Origin of the sequence: Micromonospora sp. DT31, from assembly GCF_049841795.1 — a bacterium.
GTDB lineage: Bacteria > Actinomycetota > Actinomycetes > Mycobacteriales > Micromonosporaceae > Micromonospora.
Genome location: NZ_JBNCKZ010000001.1, coordinates 1 through 25602, shown reverse-complemented (window position 1 = coordinate 25602; position 25602 = coordinate 1). Strand labels below are relative to the sequence as shown.

Here is a 25602-nt window from a genome sequence, read left to right as displayed (position 1 = left end):
GTCGATCTTCCCGGCACACGTCGCCGCCGTTCACACGGCGACCGGGCGGGCCGAGCGGGGTATCTGGGAGTACGACACGTTACGCACAAGCGCGTCCCGGAAGCCGTAGTTGCGCTCTCCCTCACCGCCAGGGCCATCCACACACTGAAGGAAGCACTTGCGATCAAGCGCCTCCAGGTGCAGCTGGGCCTCGCCCTGGTCGCAACCGGCGAGGGACGCCACCCTGGTCGCGGTGATCTCGCCGCCCAGCAGCGCGGCGACCTGCAACACCGCCTTCTCCGAGCCCGGCAGGCGATCGAGCTGTGCGGAGACCATGGTGTACACGGAGTGCGGCACGGAGACCACGCCGGCCTCCGGACTACAGCCGCTGGCCGTAGCGGGCAGGGCGACCTCCCGCCGGAGGGAGACACCCTCCTGCAGCATTCGGACGTACTCCAGGGCGAACAGCGGGTTGCCGCCCAACTCGGGGGCCCGTTGTCGCTCGTGCGACTCCGGGCCGGCCAGTCCCTGACTGTGGATCAGTTTGTTGACCAGCCAGTTGATCGCCGCGGTGGAGAGGGGATTCAGGGTGACGGTCGTGGCGTCGGCCTCCCCGCCGCCCCACTCAGGGCGGCGGTGGCGCAGCTGTGGTCGCGCGGTCGCCAGGACCACGAGCGGGACGGGCCGACTCCAGTCCGCCAGGCTCTCGATGAAGTCGAGGAGTCGATCGTCGGCCTGGTGCAGATCCTCGAGGACGACGGCCAGCGGCATGTGCCCGGCGATCTCCTCCAGCAGGGCCCGGCAACTCTGCGCCACCGCCAGGCAGGCAGGCGGGTCGCTCATCCCCACGCCCAGCAGGGCGCGCAACTCGTGCGTGATCGACGAACCTCGGGCGTCGCCACCGAACAGGTCCCCGACCATTCGCGTGAGCTTCTCGTCGGCCGTAACGGCATCGTCCTCCGGACCGATACCCGCATACATCCGGACCAGGTCGGCCAACGGCTCGAACGGCGTGCCGTCTCCGAAGGGTCGCGCCTGGCCCACGAGGTACCGGTACGGATCGGCGGTCCCGCCGATCTGCTGGCAGAGTTCGATCACCAATCGGCTCTTGCCGATGCCTGGCTCCCCCAGCAGTGTCACCAGGTGCGGGTGGCGGCGTCGCCGGGCATCGTCGAGCAAGCCGGTGACCAGGATCATCTCCCGTTCCCGCCCGACGAACGTGGTGAGGGTGTGCGCCGAGCACGCCGTGGGGGCGAGTTCCACGGCCCACCCCTGCGAGTGCGGCAGCGGCACGTAGCCGAACGCGCAGCCGGCCACCTGCCGTGTCGTGTCGCACACCCGGACCTCGTCGGCGCGCGCCGAGGCGAGCAGTTCGTCGCCCCGCAGAAAGATCCCGCCGGCGACGTCCACGGCCGCCGTTCCTTCCCGCTCCACGTACGTCGCGAGGGCCTCGCCGGTGGCCACCGCGGCACGGACGGTGAGCAGCCCGGCCCCCAGCCGGCTCGAGTTCCATGCGCGGATGCGGTCCCTGATGCACAGGCCGGCCCGGATCGCCCGCTGGGCATCGTCCTCATGAGTGCGGGGGACGCCGAACAGGAGAACCCATACCGAAGCGACGTTGCCGTGTACGGTCCCGCCGAAACGCTCAGCCTCCTCCCGGATAAGGACGCTCAGACTCTGGAATGCCTCGTCGAACTCCTCGAGATCCCCGCTGCCGAGCCGGGAGGCGGGTTCGGCGCGGACGAGAAGGGCGCTCACCGGCTTGCGTTCGGCCCTGGAACCGTGCGCTTGGCACTGCTCCTGCTCCGATACCGGCTGGGGCGCCAGGGTGACGCGCGAGCCCGGCTCGGTCGGCGGCGCCAGCACCGGGTCGTGATTGAGGATGCACCGTTCAAGATCCCGCAGCTCACGGCTCGGGTCCAGGCCCAACTGGTCGGCGAGCACGGCCCGGGTCCGCCGGTATGCCGCGAGCGCGTCCACCTGACGGCCGCACCGGTAGAGGGCGAGTATCAACTGGCCACACAGCCGCTCTCGAGCTGGTTCGGCCTCCGCTTCCCGAACCAGCTCACTGACGACCTCGAAGTGGCGACCGGCGGCAAGTTCCGCCTCGAAGCAGTCCTCCAACACGTTGAGCCGCGACCCGTTGAGAACTGCCAGCTCGGGCCACTCGACGCCATCTTCAGCCAGGTCCGCGAGCACCGGGCCCCGCCACAGCCTCAGCGCCGAGCGTAGGGTGGCCGCTCCGGCGGCGGCCGCGCCGGAGGCGAGCTCCGCCCGCCCCCGCTGCGCCAGGTCCTGGAAACGCAGCGCGTCCACGTCCGCTGGGCTCACGCGTAGGGCATAGCCGGGCGGGCGCGTCTCGAGTTCGACGTCCGGGAGCATCCGGCGCAAGTTCGACACCGCGTTCTGCAGCATCTTGCGGACCGTCGCTGGCTGGTCATGCCCCCAGAGCGCGGTGAGCAATTGGCTGGTGGCGACCGCCTCGTTCGCGTGCAGGAGCAGATAGCCGAGGGTGGCCCGCTGCTTAACTCCGTTCAGCAATATCAGTCGACGTTCGTGCTCGATCTCCAACGGGCCCAGGACCTTGAATCGCACAAGAACTTCCCTTCTTGTCCGGAACCTCCGGCCCGGGTGCGCATGTCACGAGAGACACGGGTCGCTGCAGCTCCCATACCTTGCCCTTCCGGCAAACCGGCCGCGCCGATCAAAGGCGGCCCTCGACCCCGTGTCGACGATGAGCAACTCGACGACCGCCGACTCGACGGCACCCTCTGCGCGCGGGGCCGGAGGGCACCACGACGTGCCACACCCACCTCACGTGGACACATTCTGGCTTCACTACCCCACAAGGTCAAGTCCTTACAGAGCGTGATGGGTGAGATGTACGTCAATTGATTAAGCGATTTTTCATTTCCGGCACGTAAACCCATGCATCGACGAAAAGGGCCTCCGGATACGCGGAAACCGTGGCCGATCTGGCTCGTCGAACTTGAGCGGGGTCGGCGGCTGAGCGGACCCGAGCGTGAAGGGCTCGCAGCCCGTCGCTGATCATCTGAGTGTCGAGTTCGGATGGTCACGAGTGAAGAGCTGCGAGCCCCTCACGTCCGGGTCACCGCCAGCCACGAACCCCGCTCAAGTTCGAAGAGCCCCGATACTTCGTTCCTACTACGGTTCATCCGACGAGAAAGCGGACCGGCGGGGGCGTTCCCCGGCCTCCACCTTCGGTGCCTGGCGGAGCGACGTCCGCACTCCGGTCGAATTCGAATCCACGCCCACGATATCCATCAGGTCGGCAAACAGCGGGGACAGCTCGATCGCAGCCATCGGACGGGGATCCGGCCGCGCCGCGACGACAACCGACCGGTCGACGGTCAACGCGGCATCGAACATGGCAAGATCGTCCCTGACGGAGAGGGCCACTAGGCCGAGGGGGGAGACCCCGGGCGATGACACGTCGCCCGCGATCACCAGGGCCGGCAGACCCCGGGACGCCCGACGCTGCGCCAACGCCGCCACGAAGGCGTTCGTCACCGCCGGCTCCGCCCGGCGGCCCGCTCCCACCACGCCCTCCGTCGTCGTGACCGATACGGACAGGACGCTCGGGAAGCCATCGCCCACCTGATCCAGGACCGCGGCCAGCCGCCTGTCCCAGTCTGCCGACGTACCGCCGATGACCTGCACGAACGTGGTCCAAGGTCGGCGTTGGGCGTGCGCGGTCTCCGCGACCTCGCCAGGGTCGTCAGCGGCGACGAGCCGGACCTTCGCTCCCCGGGCGGCGAGCTCCTTGCCCAGCGTCACCAGCGGAGGGCCACCCCGGCCGGGCTGGTCCAGCAGAACCAGGTGGCGAACGCCGTGCCCCGTGACGAGATGGCGGGCGAGCGCCGCTCCGCGCTCGGTGCTCGCTCCGCTAAGCAGTACCGACCCTTGCGGGTCGAACGTCCGGGGCGGACGCACCGAGGACGCGGCCGAGCGCACCAGGCGGGGCACCAGGACGACCCCCGAACGCACCGCCGCCTGTGGCTCGGCCGAGGCGACCACCCGAGCCAGGGCCGCCACGGCACGCTTGTCCGCGGCGTCGAGGTCGATCACCAGAGTGCCGCCGCCCTCACCACGATGGGCGTGAGCGATCGCGCCGTGCACGGACGCCAGACATAGGTCCGGCACCTCCTCGCCGCTCTCCAGCGCGAGAGCGCGTACGGTGGCCACCGTCAGCTGCGCGGACGGCAGCGCCGTACGCCAGGAGTGCAGTTGCGCCTGCAAACCGTCCACGACGGTCGCCGCCGCGGCCACGACATCCACCGCTCCGACAGCGGGTACCACCACCACCGTGTTGGCCGGCCGTGGTGCACCCCGGGCGATGGCCCCCAACACCGCGCTCACGTCGGGGTAGGTGACCGCCTCGGCGCCCAACTTGCCCAGGGTGGTCGCGACGAGACCGGCCTCCACGCCCCCGACCACGGCCCAGTCACCCGACACCGGAGCGGCCCGGGAGGCGGCCCCGGGAATCCAGTCCACGTGCAACAACGCGTCGAAGTGGCTGCCGGCCGTCACCCGCAGCCGGGTCGGCCTACGCAGCAGTCCGGGGCGGATGATCTTGCCAGACGAGGTACGCGGAATTCGGTCCACCTCATACAGCGCCTCGGGGACCATGTGCTGTGGCAGCCTCGCGCGGCACGCCGACAGCAACCGCTCCGCGTCGAGCCCACCGGGTCCCGGCACCAGGAAGGCGACCGGCACCTCGCCGAGCACCGGATGCGCCTTGCCCACGACGGCGGCATCGCTCACACCCGGGACGCCGCGCAGCACCTCCTCGACCTCCAGCGGGCGGATCGTCTCCGTGCCCCTGACGATCAGCTCGTTGAGCCGGGCGGTGAACGAGACGAAACCCGTCGGATCCCGGCGCGCCAGGTCACCCGTACGCAACCAACCGTCGCGGAGCGTGGTCGCGGTCGCCGCCGGGTCGTTGTGGTAGCCCGCCATGATGCTCGGACCTCGCACCCACACCTCGCCGTCGCTACCATCCGGCACGTCAGTCCCCGTCTGCGGGTCCACCAGCCGTACGCTGAGCCCTGGCACCGGCAGGCCGGCCGTCACTCCCTTCGCCGTGGCACTCGGCCACGTGATCGCGACGGAGCCGCACGTCTCCGTGCTGCCGAAGGCGTCCAGCAGCGGCGCACCGTACACGGCCTGGAAGGCACGCCGGAGCGACAGACTCGCGGGTGCGCCGCCAGTCAGGCACATGCGCAGTTCCGGCGGTGGTTCGAAGCGGGCCTCCGCGGCGGCCTCGACCAACCGCTGGTACATCATCGGCGCGCCACCGAGGAACGTGGCGGACTCGTCGCGCAGCACGCGTAGCACCTCGTCGGCTGACAGATCCTCGACCAGCCGGGCCGTCGCGCCCACCGCACTGACCCCGAGCAGGCAGACGATGTGCCCCAAGCTGTGGGAGAGCGGCAGGGGCCACACGACCCGGTCCTCCTGGCAGAGCCCCGAGACCGGCACGTAGCCGGCGGCGACCGACCACAGACAGTTGCGCTGAGTGGAGAGCACCCCCTTGGGCCGCCCGCCCGTCCCCGAGGTGTAGATGAGCCATGCGAGATCGTCCAGGCGCAGGTCGTCACGGGGTGCGGTCGCCGGCTCCGTGGCCGCCAGCGTCTCAAACGACACCGACCCGGGAGACGATCGTCCCTGCGCCGGGCCGGTCACCACGATGCGCAGCCGCGGTCCGGCCGACAAGTGCCTCCGGAGTGCGCTCTCGTGAACAGGATCGGTGATGAGCACGCGTGCGTCGCTGTCGCGCAGCAAGCCGCCCAGGTGGGCGGGCGAGGCGCGCGGATCCAGTGGTACGGCGATCCCGCTGGCACGGGCGATGCCGAGATAGCTCTCCACCGTCTCGACCCGGTTGCCGAGGCAGATCGCCGCCCGGTCCCCCGGCTGCAGCCGCCATTCGCACAGATGCCCGGCCAGCCTGCCGGTACGCGCGGCCAGCTCCGCGTATCCGACCGCGCGACGCCCGTCGCTGAACGCCGTCTTGTCCGCCAGGCGGCTCGCGTGCCCGAGGAGAAGCTCATGGACAGGACGGATCAGATCCGTACGCAGCACAGTGGTGTCCCTCCACGATGACAGCCGGCCGTCTGCCAGTCTCGGGGGGCTGACCAGCCGGGAGAGCCCCTAGCCGTCCCCCTATCAGAACCCAGAACTTCAGTGCTCCCCGACCGCGCGTCGGAAAACATGAAAGTCTGCCGACCGGTGAAGGAGGAACCGTGACTGAATCGCCGCGACGCATCGCAGTCGCCCTGGGTGCCCGCTCCTATGAAGTCGTGATCGGCCCGGGAGTGCGCAATCTACTTCCCGAGGTCATTGCGGGGATGGGAGCGCGGCGGGCCGCTGTAGTGTCGGCGCGGCCCGCGCGCTGGACACCGTCACCCGGCGTACCGGCGACGTTCATCGCGGCCCGTGACGGCGAGGCGGACAAGACGCTCAGTACGGTGGAGGCCCTCACCCGCGACTTCGCCCGCTTCGGCCTGACCCGCTCGGACGTGGTGGTCTCCTGTGGGGGCGGCACGACGACCGACACGGTCGGGCTCGCCGCGGCGCTGTACCACCGAGGGCTGCCGGTCGTTCACCTACCTACCACTCTGCTCGCCCAGGTGGACGCGAGTGTGGGCGGCAAGACCGCGGTCAACCTGCCGGAGGGCAAGAACCTCGTGGGCGCCTACTGGCAGCCGAGCGCGGTTCTGTGCGACACCGACTACCTGCGCACGCTCCCCGAGAGGGAACGGATCAGCGGATACGGTGAAATCGCTCGCTGTCATTTCATCGGTGCCGGCGACCTGCGCCATCTCGACCTGACGGGCCAGATCGCCGCCAGTGTTGCGCGCAAGGCCGTCATCGTCGCCGCCGACGAACGCGACACCGGGCTGCGCCACCTGCTCAACTACGGCCACACCCTGGGCCACGCCCTGGAACACGCTACCGGCTTCGCCATGCGCCACGGCGAGGCGGTCGCGGTCGGCACCGTCTTCGCGGGCCGGCTCGCCGGCGCCCTCGGCCGCATCGGAGCCGATCGGGTGCAGGAGCACCTGGAAGTCGTTCAGCACTACCAGCTGCCGACGGAGCTTCCCGCCGATGTGGACTCGGATCGCCTCGTATCGCTCATGCGTCTGGACAAGAAGGCCGCCGGTGGTCTCTCCTTCGTGCTGGACGGTCCGCAGGGCGCGGAACTCGTGCACGACGTACCGGTGTCGGTGGTGACCGACGTCCTGCGGTCGATGCCGCGTGACGGAGTGGGGCCGATGCCTGTCGCCGGTTGATGCCGACGGGGCCGATCCGCCCCGCCGATACAGCTCGGGAGGGAATCGCCCGCTACCGTCCCCTAAGCGTCGCTGACCGGTGGGTCGCGCCCGCCCCTGCCTGATTCTCCGAGGCGGGGCTCCGAGTTCGCCGCGCGATCAGGACGGCGCCGTACAGCGAGGACAGACCGCCGAGCCTCGCCGGGCCGACGGAGGGCACCTGCTGGCCCGGCCTGCTCAGTTCCGTGACGAAGCTGGCCACCGCGTCGACGTAGCTCTGGACCCCGGCGGCGAAGCCGCCACCGATCAGGACCCGCGACGGACGAAGCAGCTCGGCGACGGTGGTGACGGAAACGGCCAACGCAGCCGCGCCGTCGTTCACCGCTGACTGCGCCCACGCTTCGCGCCCTTCGAGTCCACGCAGGAGGCCGTCGAAGGTGACGGGGGCGCCCCGCAACTGCTCGGCCCGGCGCAGGACCGCCGGTCCGGACGCCGTCGCCTGCACGCATCCCCGGCGACCGCAGTCACACACGGCGCCGAACCGATCGACGATGATGTGGCCGATCTCGAACGATCCGACGTCCGGGTGCGGCGTCGGCCTGCCTTCCAGGATCATTCCGCCGCCGACGCCCGTGCCCACCCCGACGTAGAGCAGGTCGCGGCTGCCTGATGCCTCCGCCTCCGCCAGCGCCGCCAGTCCACCGTCGTCGGCGTAGGCCACCGGAAGGCCGGGAAAGAGCGCCTGGACCCACCTGCCGAGGTCGACCCCCGCCCAGCTTGGACGGCCTGGCCAGGTCACCACCCGGCCGCGATCATCGAGCGTAGCGGGCAGGGCTATCCCGATCGACCGGATGGACCCACCCCACTGCCGGCGCAGCAGATCGATCTGGTCCTCAAGCACGCGCAGATCCGCCGCCGGGCCGCCCTCCGGCCATCTGACCGCCGTCTCGTACGGCTCGTGGTGGTCGCTCTCCGCCCTGATCGCCAGCTTGGTGCCACCCACGTCGATGCCTAGGTAACTGATGTCGCCCCCCGAGTCTCGCTCCGCGGTGTCATCGCGGTCACCTTCCGTGCCGACGAGCGCAGCGTAGAGGGCGCGACCGCGACGTTCGAGGGCCGCGACCCACTGGGTGGTAATCCCGACAGCGGCACCTGAGCGCCGGTCCCTGCCGATTACCGCTTAGTGGGCAATCAGTCTCCTCGATGCAGGATCCCGGTGCTAGCGTTCTCGCTTGCTGTGAGTGGGCATTCAAGTGCTCCCCGTATTGTCACCCGGGGGATGACATGACGCTGATCGAGCGTGAGAAACAGATGTTGCTGCTGGACCGGCTGGCCCAGCGAGCCTTCGCCGGCCAGGGACAGATCGCTCTGGTGACGGGCCCACCCGCCACCGGGCGGACGGCACTGCTGCAGGCGTACGCCGACACGGCGGCAGCCGGCGGGGCCCTGACTCTCGTCGCTGCCGGCGCGCCGTTTGAGAGCACCGTCGGGTGTGGGGTGCTGGGCCAACTGGTGCACGGCACGATGCCCGAGCCGTACTCGGAGCGGATCACCGTCCTCCTGCAGGAGGCCTGGAACCGGGGCGACACCGAGACCGAGCCCGGCCGGGATCCGCAGCTGCTTCAGCTGTTCCAACAGATCTGCCTGCTGCTCCGCAAGCTCGCCGCCGACCGTCCTCTGCTGATCGGTGTCGACGACATCGGCCACGCCGATCCCGCCTCGCTTGCCTTCCTGCAACAGCTCGCACGCCGGCTGCGGTCCGCGCGCATCCTGATGATCCTCGCCGACACCGAGTCGTCCGGCTCCCGGTCGCCCTTCCGGGCCGAGGTGGAACGCCATCTGCACCTGCACCACGTCGACCTGGGACCGTTGTCTCGCCAGGGTGTCCGGCAACTGTTGCACGAGAGGGTCGGTCCGGAGCGGGCCGACCGCCTCACCGCCGAGTTCCATGAGGCCACCGGCGGTAACCCGCTGCTGCTCAGCGCGCTGGTGGACGAGCTGGACGATCCCACCGGAGCGCCGCGGTTCGGTCGCGCGCTGCTGGACTGCCTGCACGGCCATGGGCCGGTCATGCTCTCCATCGCCCGGGCCACGGCGGTGCTCGGTGACAGCTCGGAGCGCTCAGCCCTCCTGTCTCTTGTGGACGCCGAGCCCAACGCCGTCGAGGCCGCCCTGTCGGTCATGACGGCAGCCGGTGTGATGCACGCCGGCACCTTCCGGCACGGGGCCGCGCGCACCGCCGTGCTCGAACAGATTCCCGCCGAGGAGGGGGCGGACCTGCACCGGCGTGCCGCGCAGCTGTTCTACGACAACGGCGCGCCGGCACGGACCGTGGCCCAGCACCTGCTCTCCGCCGGGCCTGTACTGCCCTCCTGGGCGACCGCCGTTCTGGTGGAAGCCGCCGAGCAGGCCATTGCCGAAGGCCACTGCGACGACGCGGCGGCCTACCTCGAATCGGCACTACGCGCGGACGCCGAACCAGCCAGGACAGGTGGCATCCGGGCCCGCCTCATGCAGATCGAATGGGAGATCAGCCCGTCGCTCGCCGCCCGGCACCTGCCGAAGCTGCTCGACGCGCTGCGCCGCGAAGAGCTCGATCGCCGCGACGCCCTACTGCTCTGCCGGCAACTGCTCTGGCTCGGGCACGTCGAGGAAGCCGCCGAGGCGCTCAACCTGGTCCGCGACGACGCGTACGACGATCCACAGGGCCGGACGGAACTGCGCGACCTCGACCAATGGCTCGCCTATGCTCACCCGCCGCTGGCCCGTCACCGGCACACCGTCCTCACTGGGAACGAGATCGAGGGTGCTCTCGTCACCCCCACGGTGGATCCGTGGCTCCACGCCACGGCGGCCATCACCACGCAACTGGCCCGCGGTCGCGCGGCCGAAGCCGCGGACCGTGCCGATCTGACGCTGCGTGACCTGGAGCTGGGACGCCGCACCGGATGGAGCGAGGAGGCCACGGTGGCGGCGCTCGCCGCGCTGGCCCAGGCCGACCTGTCGCAACAGGGCCTCCGGTGGGCAGGCCGGCTGCGACAGCGCGGTGACCGCAAGGCTGGCCAGACCCTGGCCGCCATCCTCTCCGCGGCGCAGGCTGGCTTCGCGGTCGGGCTCGGCGACCTCTCCGGCGCCGTCGAGCACGCCCGGGCCGCGCTCACCGAACTCACCCTGAAGGCGTGGGGAGTCGCCGTCGGGCTTCCTCTGTCGTACCTCATCCTGGCGCAGTCCCGACTCGGTCACCTCGACGAGGCGGGCGCGCGGGTGGCACAAGCCGTTCCGGAGGCCATGCTCCAGACGCGGTACGGCATCCACTACCTGTACGCCCGAGGGCACTATCACCTGGCGATCCGCCATCACCACGCCGCCCTGGCGGACTTCATCGCCTGCGGCGAGTTGGTGCGGGACTGGGGTCTGGACGCGCTCGCCCTCGTACAATGGCGTGCCGGGGCCGCCGAAGCTTGGTTGCGGCTGGGCAACGAGGATCAGTCCCGCCGGCTGATGAGCGACGAGCTGACCGGTCCGGCCAGCAGCGGTGCCCGCAGCCGCGGCCTGGCACTCCGTATCCTCGCCGAACTCGGGCCGGTGAACCGGCGCCCGCAGCTGCTCACCGAGTCACTGGAGCTGCTGGAGAGCTGCGGAGATCGCTACGAACAGGCGCGGACGCTGGCCGACCTGGCCTCGACCTATCACGCCCTGGGCCAGAACAGACGGGCCCGGGTGGTGTTCCGGCGGGCACTTCATCTCGCCCTGGTGTGTGAGTCCGACCCCTTGTACCGGCAGTTGCTCTCCATCGGGGACGAGCTCGGCGAGAGCAAACCCGCGCCGCAGGACAACGACCGTCTGGACGAGCTCACCGACTCCGAACGGCGGGTCGCCTCGCTGGCCGCAATGGGCTACACGAACCGGGAGATCGCCCGCAAGCTCTACATCACCGCGAGCACGGTGGAGCAGCATCTCACCCGGGTCTACCGCAAGCTCAAGGTGCCACATCGGCGGGAACTCCCCACTGATCTGACGTGGCACGACGGGAGCATCGCCCGGATCCGGCCAGCCGGTGCCGGTAACCAGCCACGGAAGACGGCACGAGGCGCGCGGTCGGTCGCCTCGTGACCGTTGACCCCGGCAGCACTCCGCCGGCCATCACCGGGTCCACCCGACTCTTCGTCGTGATCGGCGACCCGATCTCGCAGGTTCAGGCACCGCGGCTGCTCAACGGTGTGTTCGCGGAGTTGGGCACGCCTGCTGTCCTGGTGCCGGTGCACATCCCCGCCGACAGCCTGAATTCGATCCTGCCGGGGATGCTGAGGATCGCCAACCTTGACGGTGTCCTGGTCACCGTGCCGCACAAGGCGGCGGTGTGCGGCCACGCGGACCGGGTCAGCGCAACCGTCGACGTAGCCGGCAGCGCCAATGCCCTCCGCCGTGAGCCGGACGGCGCCTGGTACGCCGAAAACTTCGACGGCACGGGCTTCGTCGGCGGCCTGGCTGCCGCCGGGCACAGCGCACGAGGCGACGACGTCACACTTGTCGGCGCGGGCGGCGCGGGCAGTGGCATCGCCGCGGCGCTACTGGGCGCCGGCGCTGCCCGGATCCGTGTGTTCGATGTGCACCGGGCCCGGCTCCACCGTCTGATCAACCGGCTCGAGACGCACTGGCCGGGTCGGGCCGTGGGCACCGGACGGCCCGACCTCACGACGGCGGACCTGGCGATCAACGCCACCCCGCTGGGGCTGCACCCACATGACCCGCTGCCGTTCGATCCGAGGGAACTGCCCCCCGGGGCGCTGGTGGCGGACATCGTGATGGACCCCCACGAGACAGCGCTGCTGAGCACAGCCGCCGCGAGTGGCCGGCGAATCCACCACGGCCGGCACATGCTCCAGCATCAACTCGCCGCCTACCGGGCGTTCTTCGGGCTCGACGAGACCGGTGGCTGACGGAGCGGACCCACCGGTCGCGTGCCGGATCGTGGCCCGCTCTCGTCCAGCCAGCCTCACCCCAATGGGCCGGATCGGATCAGCCGACGCCCTCGGTGACCAGATGCTCGGCGGGCACCGCCCAGGAGACCGGGACGACCTCCGGCATCCTGGCCATCGCCGGTCGGAGCGCCCGAGCCGCCACTGCCTCCACCGTCTGCGACAGCCCCAGCCGGTGGTGGGTCAGCCGCGCATGGTCGAACAACGCGTAGTTAATCAGTACGCCCGGCCGGTGGCGGTATTCGTCGACCAGGAAACGCAGCTTCTGCGCGTAGGCACACCAGTCCCCCCGGTCGTCCTTGTCGAGCGTGTCGGGGTCACTGAGGCCAAGGATCGTGCTGGCGGCCTCGTCCGCCCGCGTCGCCATCAACAGGCGCTCCCCTGCGGTGGCCCCGTCACTGCCCAGTAGCCAGAGCAGGAACAAGAAACCGCCGCGGTCCTCGGACGGCAACAGCTCACAGACCAGACGCAGGTTCAAGGCAGCCAACCTGACCCCGTCGCTCTCCTCGGGCGTTGCCCGCGTGGAGAGGGCGAGCGCCAGGTCACTGGACATCGCGGACAACAGTTCGTTCAGCTCGATAGCCGGAACCGGGTCCTGATCCTCGATCCGATGGCGAGACAGCACGTCGATCCTCCCCTCGGGCACCTGCGTGAGTCGGACGGCCTGTTCCAGGCGATCGATCACGGATGGCAGCCCGTGCAGCCACACCTCGACACCTCCACTGCCGTCGAGACAGAACCGGAACCGCCAGCGCGCATCGCGGTCGCCTTCCCGCAGCTGCCGCAGCAGGGCGGGCACGAGTGTCGGCACGGTGGCCTCTTCACGAACAACGACGGCCGAGCCGCACGGACGGTGCAGGCGCAGTTTCAACACTTCACGGGTCACGAGATCATGCCTCACTCCGAACGAGGGTGTGGTCGGACAGCGCTGGTGGGTCCTGCGGGTCACGCTATGTCGCCGGCCGGCCCCCGAGCCACGCTTGCCGGGGCGACGACCGGGACGCAGGGAGGGGATAGGGAGGGCAATAGGGGTGGCGCCCGCTGAAGTCGTGTACGACTTGCCGTGGCGGGCGCGTTGCGTAGATGAGAGACGGCCATCGCGTCGGGCCTCAAGACGGCCACGTCAGCGAACGAGGAGAGTGCGCAATGGCCGCACGTGAGAGTGTGAACCTTGGTGAACTGCTGCGCGAGCAGATCGAGGGCTCCCGTTGCGGGCGATGACCAAAACGTTCACGCAGGCGGTGCTGTCCGCCGAAGCCGATGCGATCCGCGACGCCGGGCCTGGGGCAGCGCAGTGACGAGCGGATGAACTCCGCAACGGTCACCGCTCGCGGGAGTGGGGCACCCGGGCCGGCACGATCGACCTGACGGTCCGAAGCTGCGGCAGGGTACATGCTTTCCGGACCGCCTGCTGACGTACCGGCGGCGGGCGTTCCTGCGATCGCTGACCGCCCGCCGCCTGGCCGGAGTCCGCCTGGTCATCTCCGACGCCCACGCCGGTCTGGTGCAGGCCACCGGTCGAGTCCTACCCGGAGCCGCGTGGCAGAAATGCCGAACCCATTACCTGCGGCTGTCCTCGCCGAGCAGACCTACGCACCACCAGCGCGGACGTGACCGCACAGGTAGGGCTCCGGGGGTTCCGGACCTTGGGGTGGGTGCCGAAGAACAGAGACCCCGGGTACGGAGCCGGGGACCTCTGTTCTTCGCGGCACGATCAACTGGCGCGTGCCTCGGGGACCACCGCGGGCAGCGCCTCCACGGGCGCCGGCTCGACGGCCACACCCCGAGTCCGGTCGGCCTTGCGGCTACGGGCGAAGTAGCGCATGGCGGGTTCCTCGACGCCGATGTGCAGCAGCCAACCAGCCAGCAGCGTCACGGCGAACAGCGCGATGGCCACCAGAATCGCCGTCGGGGTGCTGTACCTTTCGGTCCCCAGCACGGCTGGCCGGCCGTAGAAGAGTGTAAATCCCTGTACCAGGTAGAACCCGAAGGACACCTTGCCGAGCCAGATCATCCAGCGGTTGCCGAGGAAGCCGGTGACACCCCGGATGTCGGCGGAGGCGCCGGCACAGATGAGAACACTGAACGGGATCGCCATGACCAGACTGAAGTTGAACGGCTGCGGGATGTACATGGCCCCGATGTAACCGAGGGCGAGCAGTGCCAGCACGGGACCGACGCCCACCCGCGGCCAGCGACCGGCCAGCACGAGCCGCGCCAGGAGCATGCCTAGGACGAACTCGAACATCCGCGTCACCGGGAACGTGTAGTTGAACCACATCTGGGGGAAGGAGAGCGGGATCAGCGGCGATTTCGGGGTGTCCGGAATGATGTAGAGAGTGATCAGCGTGACCATGGCCATGCCGGCCAGCATGCCGGCAGCCCACCACCAGAGCCGGCTCTCGGAGATCTTCCGGACGCCGACGATCAGCAGCGGGAAGAGAGCGTAGAACAGCAGCTCCGCGCAGAGCGACCACGACGGCGCGTTGACCCCCAGCTGCACGGCGGGAATGTTCACGAACGAGTTCACCAACAGCAAGTTGGGCAGCCAGGTGATGAGAGGAATGCTGCTACCGAACAGCAGCATGATCGCGCCCCAGACCGCCAGGTGACTGGGGAAGATCTTCACGAACCGGCGGCGCCAGAAGGCACCAAGCGCCTCGCCGGGACGCCAGGCCCAGGTGAGGACGAAACCGCTGAGCAGGAAGAAGAAAGATACGCCCAGGTAGCCGGCCGGGCCGAACAGCCGCAGCAGCGACGCGGTCAGCCCTTCGTCGGCGAAGGGGTTGATGGGGCCTTCCGGTGCCACCGGGTCCAGCGGCTGCATGAGGTGGATGAGGAAGACCAGCAGGGCGGCGAAGAATCGCATTCCGGTCAGGGAAGGCAAATCCTTCCGTGGCGGGCTAGCTACGCCCGCATCTTTAGGTGACGTTGCCGTAGACAATGTATTTCTCCTCTCGCGGCGAGGTTTCGACAAATGCACTCGGCGGGAATGGTCAGCAGCAGAATATGAACGTTCCCGGGTGCCCGATACCCGCAACTCCCCCCTACCTGCGCGTCGGCCGGCCTGGCACCGCCTCGACATCCCTGTGAGGTGCAGGTACGCCGTGAAGAAGTTAGGGGATGATTAGGGGTGCCAGCTGGGAATGCGGCAGGGATAGCCTTTGTGCGAATTAACGGCGGGAGCTGCGCAAAAGCGCCTTTAATTGATGCGCCCGCAGGGCAGCCGTGAGCCATCCGGCGTGCCGTCCACGAGGAAAATGGGGTATCTCAGAATGGACAGGAGAAACGTCCTTCGCGCCGGCGGCGCGCTGTTGGCGGGCGCGCTGGCGGCAGGCGCCGCCGGCGCTGCGGCACCGGTGGCCGCAGGAGCGGCCACGCCCCGTTGGAGCCGCCTGCGCGGACAGCTCACCGGAGACTTGGTCCTGCCGGGCGACGCCGCGTATTCCCTCGCCAAGCAGACGGAGATCGCGGCCTTCGACTCGATCAACCCGGCCGCGATCGTGTACTGCGAGACGCCGGAAGACGTTCGCGCCACCATCCGTTTCGCCACCTACAACGGCCTGGCGGCCCGCACTCGTAGCGGGGGGCACAACTTCGCCGGCTGGTCCACCGGCGAAGGCGTCATCATCGACGTGTCACGCTTCAATCAGGCACAGGTCACCGGCAGCACGGTGCACATCGGGCCGGGCACTCAGGGCATCGACGCGCTCACCAAACTGGGGCCGTTGGGTAAGCAGCTCGCGGCAGGCACCTGCCCCACCGTCCGGGCGGGCGGGTGGCTGACCGGTGGCGGCGTCGGCTTCCAGACCCGGACCTTCGGCGTGGGCAGTGACCGACTGGTCTCGGCTCTGATCGCCCTCGCGGACGGACGGGTCGTCCGGGCGTCGGCCACGGAGTATCCCGACCTGTTCTGGGCGATCCGCGGCGGCGGCGGCGGCAACTTCGGAATCGTCCTCGATTTCGAGGTCACCCCGATCAACGCGCCCCGGATGGTCTACTACAACCTCGCCTGGTCGTGGGACGACGCGCCGGCCTTCCTGACGGCCTGGCAGCAGTGGTCGGTGGCGGCCCCGCGAACGCTGAGTTCTCAGGTCATCGCTGTGCTTCCCGACGCCGCGCCGGGAACAGCACCCATCGTCCTGATGCAGGGGGCGTACTTCGGCCCGCAGGCGAGCCTGGAGACCGCGCTCGCCGAACTCGCGAGTGAAGCCGGCGCCCAGCCGGTGAGCAGCACCGTCCTGGACAAGCCCTACACCGAGGCCATGCTCAACGTCTACGGCTGCGCGGACCTCTCGACCGACCAGTGCCAACGGGTCGGCACCAACCCCGAGGCCACGATCGCTCGCGCTGGATGGCAACGGCTGCGTACCCGGCTCTCCAGCCGGCCCTTCACCGCCGGAGAGGTCAACGCTGTACTGGCCGCCTTCGACGCGGACCGGCGCCCCGGCAACACGCGGTACCTCTCCTTCACCGGTCTCGGCGGTGCCGCCAACGACCCGTCGCCGTGGGCCACCGCATACGTCCACCGGACCACCGAGTTTCAGGTCGGTTACGGGGTCGCCATCGCGAATCCCCGGCCCGACGCGGCGGACGCGCAGGCCGCGTCGGCCTGGACCGACCGCGGGTTCAACGTGATCAACCCGCTCTCGAACGGCGAGTCGTACATCAATTTCCCGGACATGTCGCTCACCGACTGGCAGCGGTCGTACTACGGCGGCAACTACGCCCGTCTGCTGATGGTCAAGGCGAAATACGACCCGTACTCCTTCTTCAACCACCCGCGCAGCATCGGCAGCTGAACCGGAGACCACCGTGGAGGACAACGCTATGACGGTCGTCAAGCAAGCCGTGGAGAACTACCCGTTCGGTCCCGCGGAGGCGGTGGATCTGCACGCGCGCTACGCCGAGGTACGCGCCGAGCGCCCTCTGACCCGGGTCACCATGCCGCACGGTGGGGACGCCTGGCTCGCCACCCGCTACGACGACATCAAGGTCGTACTCGCCGACCCGCGTTTCAGCCGGGCGGCGACCGTCGGCAAGGACGTGCCCCGCATCAGGCTGTTCTTCGAGGAGGAGAACATCCTGAGCATGGACGACCCGGAGCACAGCCGGCTGCGCAAGCTCGTGGCCAAAGCCTTCACCATGCGTCGGGTCGAGCAGATGCGCGGACGCTCGCAGGAGATCGCGGAGGCGCTCGTCGATGACCTCATCGCCTCCGAACAGCCCGCCGACCTGGCGGAGAAGGTGGCCTGGCTGCTTCCCATCACGGTGATCTGCGAGATGCTCGGCATCCCCGTCGAGGATCACCGCAAGTTCCGGGGTTGGATCGACACCTGGCTGGTCGTCGGCGACGAGTCCGAGGTCGAGGCGATGAACGAGGCACGCTACGAGAAGCTGCCCGAGTACATGAGGGCAATAATCGCCAAGCGTCGGGAGCAGCCAACCGACGACCTGCTGTCCGCGCTGGTCGCCGCCCGCGACAACGACGACCGGCTGAGCGAGGACGAGCTCGTCACCATGGGCATCGCGCTGCTGGCGACCGGGCACCACACCACCGCCAACCAGCTCGCGAACTACCTCTACATCCTGCTAACCCAGCGGGAGTACTGGGAGCAGCTGGTGGAGGACCCGTCGCTGATCCCCAGCGCGGTGGAGGAGTTGCTGCGCTTCACCCCGCTGAGCCCCTACTCGGAGAACACCCGGATCGCCATGGAGGACATCGAACTCGGCGGACAGGTGCTGAAGGCCGGCGAGGCCGTGATGGTGTTCCCCGCTGTCGGAAATCGGGACCCCGAGGTCTTCGAGCGTCCGGAGGAGCTCGACCTCACCCGCAAACACAACCCGCACATCGCGTTCGGCCACGGCATCCACCACTGTCTCGGAGCGCCCCTGGCTCGCATGGAGCTGCAGATCGCCCTCAGCACCCTGATTCGGCGCCTGCCGACGCTCGCGCTCGCCGTGCCGGCCGAGGAGGTGCCGTGGAAGTCGGAGCACGTCGTCCGCGGCGTTGGCGCCCTGCCGGTGCGCTGGTGAGCCCGGGAAAGTGGCGGGTCGAGGTCGACCACACCGTCTGCCGAGGGGCCGGGCTCTGCAACGGGAATCTGCCGCACCGGTTCGTCCTCATCAATGGCAAGTCGGTACCGATCACACCGGCCATCGACCCGGACGACGAAGTGCTCGACGCCGCGGACTTCTGCCCGTTCGGCGCCATTCGGGTCACTGACGAGCTGTCCGGGCAAGTGCTCGTGGCCGAAGACTGATGAGGAGATCCTCATGACGAGAGCGACAACCGTGCCGAAGGAAGCAGCCGGCGACTCGCTGCCAGCGCCGGAGGAGTCCCCTGCCGCCGCGCCGCGCCGGCAGCACCCCTGGTGGCGGCGGCCCTGGATCCTGCCGCTGACGGCCGTGGTCCTGGTCTTCCTCTACAACGCGGTACCTCGTTACTGGACCTTCGACAAGGCCCAGTCGCTGATCCCGCAGCCGGGCAACTTCGAGCTGCACTATCCGCTGCTCGTCGGTCACGTGACCTTCGGCACGATCGCGTTGGCCACCACGGTGCTACAGGTCTGGCCGTGGCTGCGCCGGCGTCATCCGCGCATCCACCGGATCAGTGGTCGGCTCTACGTCTTCGCCGGTGTCCTGCCGAGCGCGGTACTCGCCGTGTCGGTGGGTGTCGTCAGCCTGTCCGGCCCATCCGTCCGCGTCAGTAGCGTGATCTCGTCATCGCTCTGGGTGGCCTGCACCCTCATCGGCTGGCGCATGATCCGGCAGGGACGGCAGACCGACCACCGGCGCTGGATGATCCGCAGCTTCGCGCTCACGATGTCCATCGTCATGAGCCGCGTCCTGGGCAAACTCTTCACCGCGACGATCCTGCCGATGCCGGATACCACCGACCTCGCCCAACTCGCGGTCTGGGGACAGTCACTGGCCGGCCTGGCGGTATGGCCGGGCTGGATCCTTCCGCTGCTGTTCGCCGAATGGTGGGTCGTGGAACGAGGCAGCGGCCGCAGGTACAAGGCTCGCACGGCACGCCGTATTGCCGCTGGGGCCCCATAGGACTTACCTCCCACCCCCGCCACGGGATCGTGGCCACTTCCGAGGAAGCGGCCACGATCCCGTGGCGTTCAACCCACCGGCTGCCGGTTCCCTGTCTCCACGGAGCGCTTGATGGCATCGAGCAACCGGTGGGTCTGCACAGCGGTGGTCAGATCCGGGCCCGTCGCCGTACCGCCACGGATCGACTCCGCCAGGTCCCGATAGACCTGCCGGACGTTGGCGACCACCGGGCCCTCGGCCGCCGACGGGGTCTGGTAGCGGTCGGGCACGGGCAGGGGCGCGGCTCCGTCGCCCTCGTCCAAGGTGACGTCGAGCTGCGGCGCCACCAGAGAGGCGTCCCGGGAGGCCAGGACCAGACGACCCCTGCGGCCGTGAAATGCGATACGGAAGCCCTCCCCGGCCGGTCCGCCCGTCATGATCTGCGCCGAGCCGACGGCTCCGGACTCGAGGCTGCCGGAGACGGCGATCTGGTCCGGCGAGGTGACCGTCACCTGGTGGCCGGTCTCCAGGATGGTGACGGGTGAGATCCGCGTGGCCATGGTCGCGGAGACCTCCGTAAAAGCCCCGGCCATCTGGCAGAACATGTTGAGCGAGTGACCACCGACGATGGTCAGGTGGTTCACGCCCTTCTCGGCGTCGAACAGGTCCGCGTAACGCTCCGAGGCGGTCTCCGGGGCGGGCAGTGAGTAGGTCAGGGAGGCGGAGAGCAGGTCTCCGATGGAGTCTTCTTCGAGGAGGTCGGCGACGAACCGCACCGCCGGGTGGTGCCGGCTCTGCAGTCCCACCGCGCTCTGCACTCCGGCCGCCACCGCGGCGTCGCGGTAGCCGGCCGCGGTGGCCGCGTCGAGCGCCACCGGCCACTCGCTGTAGACGTGCTTGCCCGCCCGGATGGCGCCGTCGATCAACCCCTCCCGCCGCGGCAGTTGAACGGCGATCGTGACGAGGTCGACGTCCGGATGGTTCAGCAGTTCATGTGCGTCGCCGAAGGCCAGCGACGCCCCCCAGGCGTGTGCGGCGGCATCCGCGCTCTCCTGGCTGGTGGAGGCCACCGCCGTCAGGGTGTAGTCGTCGAGCCCGGTGAGCGCCGGCAGGTGCACCCACCGCCCCCAGCCCCGCTCCGAGTGCGCGCCCACCACACCGATGCGAATGGTGTCTGTCATCGTCACTTCTTCCCGCCGGGGCGATACGGTCCCGGTCAGCTCTCTGGTGGTCAACTTTGTTCCACTGGTACGCGTACGAGCCGAGCCGGCCGGCACCCGAGGGTGCGGGACCGGGCTCGGCCCGTAGCCACGCCGGGATCCGGGGGGGTGTCCCCGGCGTAGTCACTCAGTCGGACACGCTGGCGGCATCCAACGCCGGCTCGGGGGCAGCGGTTGCGGCCGCCGGCCGGAGCGCGACGAAGGCGATGATGAGTGCGATGACGACGAAGGAGGCGGCAGCCAGGAAGGCGACGCTGTACCCCCCACGCAGCGCGGACAGCAGTTCCTCGCCCCGATCCACCAGGGTGTTGCCCCGCGAGGTCGCCAGGGTGGCGAGGACTGCGGTGCCGATGGCCGCGCCGGCCTGCTGGGCGGTGTTGGTCAGGCCCGAGGCGACACCGGCGTCGGCGGGGTCGGCCCCGGACATCGCGAGCATCATCAGTGCCGGCAGGCCGACGCCCATACCGGCGCCCTGGATGATCAGGGTCGGCAGGATGTGACGCACATAGTCACCGTCGACCGGGGCCCGGCTCAGCAGGCTCAGACCGATGATGATGCCGATGAGGCCGACGATGAGCAGGGTGCGCTGGCCGAATCTGGCCGTCAGCCGGCCCGTGAAGAACACGGAGATCGTGCCGATCACCAGCGGGGCCGGCAGGAAGGCCAGGCCGGTCTGCAGGGCGTTGAACCCGAGCACCCGCTGCATGTAGAGCGCGGTCAGGAACTGGAATCCGAAGCCTGCGGAGAACACCAGGACGATGATGATGTTGGCGGCCGACACTTGACGCTTGCGGAACAGCCGCAGTGGCAGCAGCGGCTTGGCGGCCAGCGCCTGGCGCACCACGAAGCCCACAAGAAGGGCAACAGCGATGGCACCGAAGACCAGCGTCTCGGTGAGGCTGGTCGACTCGTCGGCGATCCGGACGATCGTGAAGACCGCCAGTGACAGGCCGGAGGTGACGAGCACGGCTCCCAGCACGTCGGCACCGGCCGACATGCCGAGGCCCGGGTTGGTGATCAGGAGACGTACGCCGAAGGCGAGCGCGGCGATACCGATCGGCACATTCACCAGGAACGCCCAGTGCCAGCCGAGCGTCTGGGTGATGACGCCCCCGGCGATCAGCCCGATCGCCGCTCCACTGGCGGAGACGAAACTGTAGATGCCGATCGCCTTGGCCTGCGCCCCCTGCTCCGGGAACAGGCCGACGATCATGCCGAGGATGACAGCCGAGGCGAGTGCGCCACCCACACCCTGCACGAACCGCCCGGCGACCAAGACCTCCTGCGTGTTGGCGATGCCGCAGACGACCGACGCCCCGGTGAAGAGGGCGAGGCCCGCCAGGAACACGTTCTTGCTGCCGATGAGGTCGCCGAGGCGTCCCGCCAGCAGAAGCAGACCGGCGAACGCGATCAGGTAGGAGTTCATCACCCAGGCGAGACCAGCCTGGTCGAAGCCCAGGTCACGCTGGATTCTCGGGAGGGCCACCGTAACGATGGTCCCATCCAGGATGACCATCAGCTGCATCGTGCAGAGCACGGCGAGAGCCAGGCCCGGTGAGCTGACTCTGGGTGAAGATTTCAAGGTCACGAGGTTCTTCTCCTGCTCGTCCGTAGCTTCAGGTCTCATCCGTTGCCGTAGCGATACTTCTTGTTACTGAGTACATGGTCTGTGACTATGAGGAGTAGCGAAAGGAGGCACTTTGATGTCCCAGAGGAACACCGGTGTACCGGTGTCGGCTGTCGAGGACTGCGAGACGCCGCAGGCACGCCAGGCATGCTCGGTCCTGGAGGCCATGAGCAGAGTCAGCGGCAAATGGAGCATCGGCATCCTCCTGATGACCACGCAGGGGCCGGCGCGCTTCACCGAACTCGAGCGGGGGATCAAGGGCATCAGCCGGCGAATGCTGACCCTGACCCTGCGCAACCTGGAGCGCGACGGACTCCTGTCCCGCACGGTCTACCCGACTGTGCCTCCCCGGGTGGAGTACGCGGCCACACCGGTGGCCCTTGAGCTCTACGAGACCCTGCTGTCACTCGCCAACTGGGCGCAGCGCCACCACGACGGCATCCAGCAGGCCCGTACGCTCTACGACCTCGCTGCCACGACCGCCCCGCCGGACCGGTCGCTAGCCGGCAGCAGCCACTGAGGCCGGCCGCCCCGCGCGAGCGGCCTCACCGCTGTGGGACACCTCTGGTCGCGGAGAGGCATGCCCGAAGCTCGTCGACAGCGTCGCGAAGCCCTGCCACATCCGAGGCGCCGGCGAAGACGTAGTGGTCCGGCCGAACGATCACGCCCAGCAGGTGCCGATCTGCGAGGAACGTTCGGTAGGCGCCGTCTGGATCATTCAGCCGGTACGTCGCCGCGCCGAGGTGTCGCGCGACACCGCTCGCGGTTTCCCGGTGTTCGGCGTCCTCGGCTCCGAGGTGCACCAGCACGGCACCCACACCGGCCAGGAAGTCGAGCTGTTCACCGGTCAGGACCGCAGCAGGATCGGCGGTGGCCACCAAGAGGATCTCGTCCCCGCCGACGATCTCATCGAGACGTCCGGTGCGGCCGTCAGCGGCGACAACTCGGGGTTGGGGTGTCAGGTCGCCACCGCCGGGCGCGCGAGTCAAAGGTCCGGCCAGCAGCGACTGGAACGGGGGCGGCTCGGGCCGGCTCACCTGACGCCGCCTCATCGCCGTCATGACCGTGTCCCGGTCGGCCGCCGCCCGGGCATCGGTCTGACAGATGACCTTGCCGAGGTCCATCGACATCTTGATCGCGTGCTGGACGTGGGCGCGTCGCTCCGTCGTGTACGTGTCCAGCAGGCCGTCGTCGGCCCACCCGCGCAGCACCGCGTCGAGTTTCCAGCTCAGATTGGCCGCGTCGCGGAAGCCGGAGCTCATCCCCTGGCCGGCGAAGGGCGGCATCAGATGAGCGGCGTCCCCGGCGATCAGCAGCCGCCCGGCCCGCCACTGCCTGGCGTAACTGGCCTCGAAGGTGTAGACGGCGTGCCGTTCCATGACCGCCGTCTCCGGGGTGACGCCCATGGTTCCCAACAGCCGCCAGGCCTGTTCTGGCGTGTCCATCGTGTGCCGGTCCTCGCCAGGCAGCAGCATGAATTCCCACCGCCGGTGGCCCGGTCCCGCGGAGACCTCGGTGCGTGGCCGCGCCGGATCACAGATCTGCAGGTTGTTCGGCACGAAGGCCCGATCCTCGCGTAGCACCACGTCACAGATCAGCCAGTCGTGGCAGAATCCCAGATCCACCATCTCGGTGCCGATGTGCCGGCGTACCATGCTGTTGGCGCCGTCGCAGCCGATTGCGCAGCGGGCGGTGATGCGTAACCTGTGACCATCGCGGTCGACGGCCACGGCCTCGACGGAGTCGCCCACCTCGCCCAACTCCACGACATCCGCACCGCGCACCACCCGGAGGCCGGGCTGTTCGGCGCCGTGCGCGGTGAGTGCGGCCTCCAGCCCGGGCTGATACATCGAGATCGAGTCGGGCCAGCCGTTGCGGCCCTCGACTCCGGGGGCCCCGATGTAGATCAGTTCCTCGCCGTCAGCATTACGCCAGAGATAGTCGCCGGAGGGTTCACCGAACTCGGCGATGCGCCCCCCGACGCCGGCCGCGGCGAGGATGCGGGCCGCCTCGCCGTCGAACGCCACGGCCCGGGGCATGGGATACGGCGCCGGATGCCGCTCGACGACCACGATCCGCCATCCACGCTGGGCGAGCAGGTTGGCGGTGACCTGACCCACCGGACCGTACCCGACGATGAGGACGTCCGCCACGTACTCTTCCACGGCCCCTCCCCTCAGGCCCGCAGCAGGATGTCGTCGAGAACTTCCTGCAACTCGTTCGGCCGCACCAGCACGCGGACCTGTTCGTGGCCGTCACTCACCCGCAGGAACCGCCGACCGACCAGGGTCATCTGGCCACGGTCGGTCGCGCGGGCGCGGATGTGCAGGACGTGCGCGGCCAACTGACGTGCGTAGGCGTTCAACTCGGGGTTGTCGGCGGACCACTCGGCGACATCGCGGGGGCGCTCCCGGAATCGGTAGACGGCCCTCCAGTCGCCTTCCCGGACCTGACGCTCAAGGACTAGAAAGCCGTCCTCGGCGACGACCTTGAACCGGCTGCCGTATTGCTCCTGGGCCTCGTCCGCGGACCTGACCGGCTCGATGTACGAGGGCCCGGAGAAGCCGACGTCCACCAGCCATCGTTCGCCGTCGAGGTTCACCCCCGTGAAGACGTGCTCAAGTTCCGGGCCGTACGTCCCGTCCGGGGCCCGCACGCCGGCGGAGAGGATCATGACGTCGTAGCCGATGCGGCGCAGCAGCTCCCGGAAGAGCCCGTTGAGTTCATAACAGACGCCACCCCGACCGCCGACTATCACCGCCGCGAATATCTCATCGACGTCGATGTCTACGCCGTCCCAGATGCCAAGCCCCCGGGCCTCGTTCAGGTAGTTGTCGAACGGAACGTTCATGAGATGAAGTTTGTGCAGGATACGTAGGGTGTCGAGATCAGGCACGAGTGGCCCGGTGTAGCCGAGTTTCGCGACGTACTTCTCCACGTTGAACATCTGGGCTCTCCCTTGTCCGTGACAGGTCAGGCGTGGACAGCCGGCTCCGGATTCTCGTCGAAGGTGAGCCGGTCGAGGATGTACTGCGCCACCATGGCCGGTGTCGGTTGATCGAAGACCAGCATGGCCGGCAGCTCCAGGCCCGTGAGCACGTTCAGCCGGTTGCGTAGTTCCACCGCGGTCAGCGAGCTGAAGCCGATCTCGAAGAGGGCGCTGTCGGCACCGATCTGCTCGCTGTCTTCGTGGCCGAGGACAGCGGAGGCCTCCGAACGGACCGCGGTGACCAGAGCCGGCAGCCGGTCGTGACCGGGCAGCAGGGCCAGGGAGTTCAGCAAGGGTTGTCCGTCGTTCATCTCGGTCTCCTCGAGCATGCCGTCGATGAAGACGGCCTCGGCTGCGGTGTCGTGGTGGGTGGGTTGGCTGTTGAGCCAGTAGTCGTGGTGTTGGAAGGCGTAGGTGGGTAGGTCGGCGTGGTGGGTGGGGAGGTGGTGGTAGGCGTGGTGCCAGTTGACGGGGC

General features: G+C 69.1%; 18 protein-coding genes and 1 pseudogene. 9 read left to right on the top strand and 10 right to left on the bottom strand.

Going from position 1 to position 25602, the window contains the following annotated elements; genetic code table 11:
* Positions 1-30 precede the first annotated feature (30 nt).
* Together ACLQ2X_RS00095 and ACLQ2X_RS00090 are read right to left on the bottom strand one after the other, a co-directional pair.
* Positions 31-2550, bottom strand: a complete 2520-nt coding sequence (locus ACLQ2X_RS00095; protein WP_425678803.1) for a BTAD domain-containing putative transcriptional regulator — start codon at positions 2548-2550, stop codon at positions 31-33.
* 594 nt (positions 2551-3144) lie between these two features.
* A complete protein-coding gene (locus ACLQ2X_RS00090; RefSeq protein WP_425678802.1) occupies positions 3145-6081 on the bottom strand; it encodes an AMP-binding protein in 2937 nt (978 codons plus the stop codon).
* A gap of 161 nt (positions 6082-6242) precedes the next feature.
* Here ACLQ2X_RS00090 and ACLQ2X_RS00085 point away from each other — a divergent pair, with 161 nt between their 5' ends.
* On the top strand, positions 6243-7292 hold the full coding sequence (locus ACLQ2X_RS00085) for a 3-dehydroquinate synthase family protein (RefSeq protein ID WP_425678801.1): 1050 nt from the start codon (positions 6243-6245) through the stop codon (positions 7290-7292).
* Between the two features lie 52 nt (positions 7293-7344).
* On the opposite strand, the gene ACLQ2X_RS00080 is transcribed toward ACLQ2X_RS00085, so the two are convergent.
* Complete coding sequence (locus ACLQ2X_RS00080; protein ID WP_425679515.1) at positions 7345-8280, bottom strand: ROK family protein; 936 nt, start codon at positions 8278-8280, stop codon at positions 7345-7347.
* A 275-nt stretch (positions 8281-8555) separates the two neighbouring features.
* Here ACLQ2X_RS00080 and ACLQ2X_RS00075 point away from each other — a divergent pair, with 275 nt between their 5' ends.
* Positions 8556-11384 carry an AAA family ATPase gene (locus tag ACLQ2X_RS00075; protein WP_425678800.1) on the top strand — a complete coding sequence of 943 codons (2829 nt, stop codon included), beginning with the start codon at positions 8556-8558 and terminating at the stop codon, positions 11382-11384.
* Positions 11385-11440: 56 nt separating this feature from the next.
* Positions 11441-12211, top strand: a complete 771-nt coding sequence (locus ACLQ2X_RS00070) for a shikimate dehydrogenase family protein (protein WP_425678799.1) — start codon at positions 11441-11443, stop codon at positions 12209-12211.
* A gap of 79 nt (positions 12212-12290) precedes the next feature.
* Here the strand turns inward: ACLQ2X_RS00070 and ACLQ2X_RS00065 are convergent, their stop codons facing one another.
* Positions 12291-13136: a hypothetical protein gene (locus ACLQ2X_RS00065; RefSeq protein ID WP_425678798.1), complete on the bottom strand. Its 846-nt coding sequence runs from the start codon at positions 13134-13136 to the stop codon at positions 12291-12293.
* A gap of 543 nt (positions 13137-13679) precedes the next feature.
* On the opposite strand from ACLQ2X_RS00065, the pseudogene ACLQ2X_RS00060 reads away from it, so the two are divergent.
* Positions 13680-13853, top strand: a pseudogene (locus tag ACLQ2X_RS00060) (transposase); the annotation flags it as partial.
* A gap of 111 nt (positions 13854-13964) precedes the next feature.
* On the opposite strand, the gene ACLQ2X_RS00055 reads toward ACLQ2X_RS00060, so the two are convergent.
* A complete protein-coding gene (locus ACLQ2X_RS00055) occupies positions 13965-15119 on the bottom strand; it encodes an acyltransferase family protein (RefSeq protein WP_425678797.1) in 1155 nt (384 codons plus the stop codon).
* Between the two features lie 406 nt (positions 15120-15525).
* On the opposite strand from ACLQ2X_RS00055, the gene ACLQ2X_RS00050 reads away from it, so the two are divergent.
* Genes ACLQ2X_RS00050 through ACLQ2X_RS00035 form a run of 4 tightly spaced genes read left to right on the top strand, consistent with a single transcriptional unit; the run spans position 15526 to position 19312 of the window.
* The gene (locus tag ACLQ2X_RS00050) at positions 15526-17052 is read left to right on the top strand and encodes an FAD-dependent oxidoreductase (RefSeq protein ID WP_425678796.1); all 1527 of its coding nucleotides are present in this window, start codon (positions 15526-15528) and stop codon (positions 17050-17052) included.
* A gap of 28 nt (positions 17053-17080) precedes the next feature.
* Complete coding sequence (locus tag ACLQ2X_RS00045) at positions 17081-18286, top strand: cytochrome P450 (RefSeq protein ID WP_425678795.1); 1206 nt, start codon at positions 17081-17083, stop codon at positions 18284-18286.
* Entirely contained in the window at positions 18283-18513 is a 231-nt protein-coding gene (locus ACLQ2X_RS00040; protein ID WP_425678794.1) for a ferredoxin, read from the top strand. Before ACLQ2X_RS00045 ends, ACLQ2X_RS00040 begins: the two co-directional genes overlap by 4 nt.
* A gap of 13 nt (positions 18514-18526) precedes the next feature.
* Positions 18527-19312 (top strand): DUF2306 domain-containing protein, encoded by a 786-nt coding sequence (locus ACLQ2X_RS00035; RefSeq protein ID WP_425678793.1) that lies wholly within the window; start codon positions 18527-18529, stop codon positions 19310-19312.
* Between the two features lie 68 nt (positions 19313-19380).
* Here the strand turns inward: ACLQ2X_RS00035 and ACLQ2X_RS00030 are convergent, their stop codons facing one another.
* Both ACLQ2X_RS00030 and ACLQ2X_RS00025 read right to left on the bottom strand, forming a co-directional pair.
* Positions 19381-20472, bottom strand: coding sequence for a Gfo/Idh/MocA family protein (locus ACLQ2X_RS00030; protein ID WP_425678792.1), 1092 nt, complete (start codon positions 20470-20472; stop codon positions 19381-19383).
* Between the two features lie 166 nt (positions 20473-20638).
* On the bottom strand, positions 20639-22138 hold the full coding sequence (locus ACLQ2X_RS00025) for a DHA2 family efflux MFS transporter permease subunit (RefSeq protein WP_425678791.1): 1500 nt from the start codon (positions 22136-22138) through the stop codon (positions 20639-20641).
* Positions 22139-22214: 76 nt separating this feature from the next.
* On the opposite strand from ACLQ2X_RS00025, the gene ACLQ2X_RS00020 reads away from it, so the two are divergent.
* Complete coding sequence (locus tag ACLQ2X_RS00020; protein ID WP_425678790.1) at positions 22215-22658, top strand: winged helix-turn-helix transcriptional regulator; 444 nt, start codon at positions 22215-22217, stop codon at positions 22656-22658.
* Between the two features lie 25 nt (positions 22659-22683).
* Here ACLQ2X_RS00020 and ACLQ2X_RS00015 read toward each other — a convergent pair whose 3' ends face one another.
* The 3 genes from ACLQ2X_RS00015 to ACLQ2X_RS00005 form a co-directional block, all read right to left on the bottom strand.
* A complete protein-coding gene (locus ACLQ2X_RS00015; RefSeq protein ID WP_425679514.1) occupies positions 22684-24291 on the bottom strand; it encodes a bifunctional 3-(3-hydroxy-phenyl)propionate/3-hydroxycinnamic acid hydroxylase in 1608 nt (535 codons plus the stop codon).
* 23 nt (positions 24292-24314) lie between these two features.
* Positions 24315-25085 carry an arylamine N-acetyltransferase family protein gene (locus ACLQ2X_RS00010; RefSeq protein ID WP_425678789.1) on the bottom strand — a complete coding sequence of 257 codons (771 nt, stop codon included), beginning with the start codon at positions 25083-25085 and terminating at the stop codon, positions 24315-24317.
* A gap of 26 nt (positions 25086-25111) precedes the next feature.
* Positions 25112-25602: acyl carrier protein (locus ACLQ2X_RS00005; RefSeq protein ID WP_425678788.1), on the bottom strand; the 491-nt coding region annotated here is incomplete at its 5' end.

Bases quoted from the DNA above. Each gene is read 5' to 3' on its own strand.
- ACLQ2X_RS00045 (WP_425678795.1), top strand. From the start codon at position 17,081: ATGACGGTCGTCAAGCAAGCCGTGGAGAACTACCCGTTCGGTCCCGCG.
- ACLQ2X_RS00020 (WP_425678790.1), top strand. From the start codon at position 22,215: ATGTCCCAGAGGAACACCGGTGTACCGGTGTCGGCTGTCGAGGACTGC.
- ACLQ2X_RS00050 (WP_425678796.1), top strand. From the start codon at position 15,526: ATGGACAGGAGAAACGTCCTTCGCGCCGGCGGCGCGCTGTTGGCGGGC.
- ACLQ2X_RS00010 (WP_425678789.1), bottom strand. From the start codon at position 25,085: ATGTTCAACGTGGAGAAGTACGTCGCGAAACTCGGCTACACCGGGCCA.
- ACLQ2X_RS00075 (WP_425678800.1), top strand. From the start codon at position 8,556: ATGACGCTGATCGAGCGTGAGAAACAGATGTTGCTGCTGGACCGGCTG.
- ACLQ2X_RS00035 (WP_425678793.1), top strand. From the start codon at position 18,527: ATGACGAGAGCGACAACCGTGCCGAAGGAAGCAGCCGGCGACTCGCTG.
- ACLQ2X_RS00055 (WP_425678797.1), bottom strand. From the start codon at position 15,119: ATGCGATTCTTCGCCGCCCTGCTGGTCTTCCTCATCCACCTCATGCAG.
- ACLQ2X_RS00030 (WP_425678792.1), bottom strand. From the start codon at position 20,472: ATGACAGACACCATTCGCATCGGTGTGGTGGGCGCGCACTCGGAGCGG.
- ACLQ2X_RS00025 (WP_425678791.1), bottom strand. From the start codon at position 22,138: ATGAGACCTGAAGCTACGGACGAGCAGGAGAAGAACCTCGTGACCTTG.